The following is a 2,086-nucleotide window of genomic DNA, read 5'->3' as shown; positions in this document are numbered from 1 at the left end:
CCCAGCTGTCGTAGCCGAGGACGGCCCAGGTGCGGGAGGTGTACGCCTCCCGGATGAGCTGCCAGGTGCCTTCGACGGCGATGCGGATGCGTTCGTTCAGGGCGCGGGCCTGCTCGATGGTCGGCTGGTCAAGCGCGTTGGTCATGCATACCTCCTCGGATCGGTGGGGTTGGGTGCTGGTCACGCCGCGGCCCGGTCAGCGAGCGGCAGTTGCAGCACTTCGCTGTGCCCGTACTGCGCGCCGCAGGTTCCGCAGCGCCGGCCGGGGGTGGTGAGGGTGACGCGTAGCGGCTGCCCGCACGCGCACTGGACGGTCACTTTGCGTTCCGCTTGTTCGCCGGTGACGAGCCGCTGGGTGTGGCCGTGGAGGGCGCGGATTTCGTGGTGGAGGTCGGCCGCAGCACTGAAGCTGCTGTAGATCCACGGCGTGTTGCCGACGAGGAAGCCGACCACCCCGTCGAGGGTCTGCCGCAGGTCACCCCGGAACACGGCTGCGGTGTACCCGAGTTCGTCGCGGACGGCGGCCTCCCAGTCGGCGAGGACGGTCACCAGCCCGCCGCGGGCCCGCAGGTCCAGCACGTGCAGCGAGCACGGAAGCGGCGCGCCACGCGTTCCGCTTACCCGCCCGTCGCCGCGGCCCGACCCCGGCTCCAGCAGATCGCCGAGCTGGTCGTAGAGCGCCGGGAAGGCGCGGAGCATGGTCACCCCGCGGTCCTGGCAGATGCGGCACGCAAGGCGGTCCCACTCGCCGTCCCGCAGGCCGAACATGCAGATCATGCAAACGGGGTTGACATCAGCGAGGTCGTGCATGGCGGTCTCCTTGATCGGGCGAGTCAGGGGCGGGTGACATGGAGGCGGCGCCGTCCGCCGCCGGGCACCTGGTCGGCGACGATGTGGAGCCCGGCGGCGCGCAGTTCGGCCGTGTACTGCTCCAGGCCAGCGGTCTCGCCGGGCCCGTCGTGGAAGACGTTGACCTGGCGGCGGCCGGACTGAGCCACCCGGTAGCCGGGCTCCCAGCCGTAGTCCGGGTCGTACTCGGACGGCTCGCAGCCGCCGCCGGCGAGGACCGTCTCGACGTCTCGGGCGCGGATCACGCGGGGCATCAGGCGACTTCCCCGCGGATGGCGCGCAGGATCTGCCGGGCCCGGTCCTGCGGTGTCCCGGCGAGTGTCCCGGCCACGCGCGCGGCGGCGGCCTCGTCGTCGCCTGGCACGCGGTGGGCGCCGCGCCACTGCAACTCTCCGCTGACGATCAGGTCGGCGGTGTAGCAGGCGGCCTCGCAGAACCCGGCGGCGAACCCGTCGTGCACGGCGACGCATTCGCCGGGGCGGCCGAGTTCGCGGCCGTACTCGGCGCACCGGGTGTGGTGCGCAGCGTCAGTGATCAGCCGGGCAAGGAGAGCGTCGAGGCTCTGTGCGCCCTTCTGCGGGCCGTTCAGGCCCCCCGGTCGCTCGGTGCCACCTCGGGGTGTTGAGACGCTCTCAGGGCCGTCCAGGGCCCTTCGCGGGCCCCGGTTTGGGGTGTCGCTGGGTCGGGTCACGATTCGACCGCCTCTTCCGTGTCGGTTTGCGGGGATTCGAGGCCGAGCTGGACGGCGGCCAGGTGCACGGCGTCGGCGACGGACAGCTCACCCTCGGACACGGCCCGGATCGCCAGCGCCCGGACGTGAAGGTCGTCGGCGAGCGCCTGCTGCTCAACGGTCAGCTTCGGGCGCCCCTTGCGGCAGCGGCTGCTGGGCTTCAGCCGGGCATACAGTGCGTCGAGCTGGTCGTCGGTGATCTGCGAGGCGGTGGGGCGGGCGGTCATCAGGCGGCCCTCTTCGTCGTGTGCCGCTCGGCGCGGCGGCGGTGGATGTCGGAGTAGGCGGGCAGGTGCCGGGCGGTGGCCCACTGGTGGCCGCAGCCGGGGCAGCGGTAGCCGTGTACGATCCGCTCGCCGCGGCGGCGTTCGGCGCACGGGGGTATCCGGCGGCGGCAGCAGGCGGGGCAGGTGTCGGTCACGACGCCTCCTCGGCTTCGGGGTCTTCGGTCCAGGTCTGGTGGCCGGTGCCGCCGTCGGAGTGGCCGCGGGCGGCGGGGCCGGTCCA

General features: G+C 73.0%; 5 protein-coding genes. All 5 read right to left on the bottom strand.

All coding sequences use genetic code 11. The annotated features are described in order from the left end of the window. Positions 1 to 180: 180 nt before the first annotated feature. Genes ACZ4Z1_RS42425 through ACZ4Z1_RS42405 form a run of 5 tightly spaced genes read right to left on the bottom strand, consistent with a single transcriptional unit; the run spans position 181 to position 2,000 of the window. A complete protein-coding gene (locus ACZ4Z1_RS42425) occupies positions 181 to 810 on the bottom strand; it encodes a hypothetical protein (RefSeq protein WP_468492066.1) in 630 nt (209 codons plus the stop codon). Between the two features lie 23 nt (positions 811 to 833). Beyond that, positions 834 to 1,103 (bottom strand): hypothetical protein, encoded by a 270-nt coding sequence (locus tag ACZ4Z1_RS42420; protein ID WP_468492065.1) that lies wholly within the window; start codon positions 1,101 to 1,103, stop codon positions 834 to 836. Further along, on the bottom strand, positions 1,103 to 1,540 hold the full coding sequence (locus ACZ4Z1_RS42415) for a hypothetical protein (protein WP_468492064.1): 438 nt from the start codon (positions 1,538 to 1,540) through the stop codon (positions 1,103 to 1,105). The genes ACZ4Z1_RS42420 and ACZ4Z1_RS42415 overlap by 1 nt, the downstream gene beginning before the upstream one ends. Then, positions 1,537 to 1,806 (bottom strand): hypothetical protein, encoded by a 270-nt coding sequence (locus ACZ4Z1_RS42410; protein ID WP_468492063.1) that lies wholly within the window; start codon positions 1,804 to 1,806, stop codon positions 1,537 to 1,539. Before ACZ4Z1_RS42410 ends, ACZ4Z1_RS42415 begins: the two co-directional genes overlap by 4 nt. Beyond that, on the bottom strand, positions 1,806 to 2,000 hold the full coding sequence (locus ACZ4Z1_RS42405) for a hypothetical protein (protein WP_468492062.1): 195 nt from the start codon (positions 1,998 to 2,000) through the stop codon (positions 1,806 to 1,808). The genes ACZ4Z1_RS42410 and ACZ4Z1_RS42405 overlap by 1 nt, the downstream gene beginning before the upstream one ends. Between the last annotated feature and the right edge of the window lie 86 nt (positions 2,001 to 2,086).

Source organism: Streptomyces sp. NPDC030165, assembly GCF_055573595.1.
Note: the sequence above shows the minus strand (reverse complement) of the source record. Positions and strands in the feature narration are given on the sequence as shown.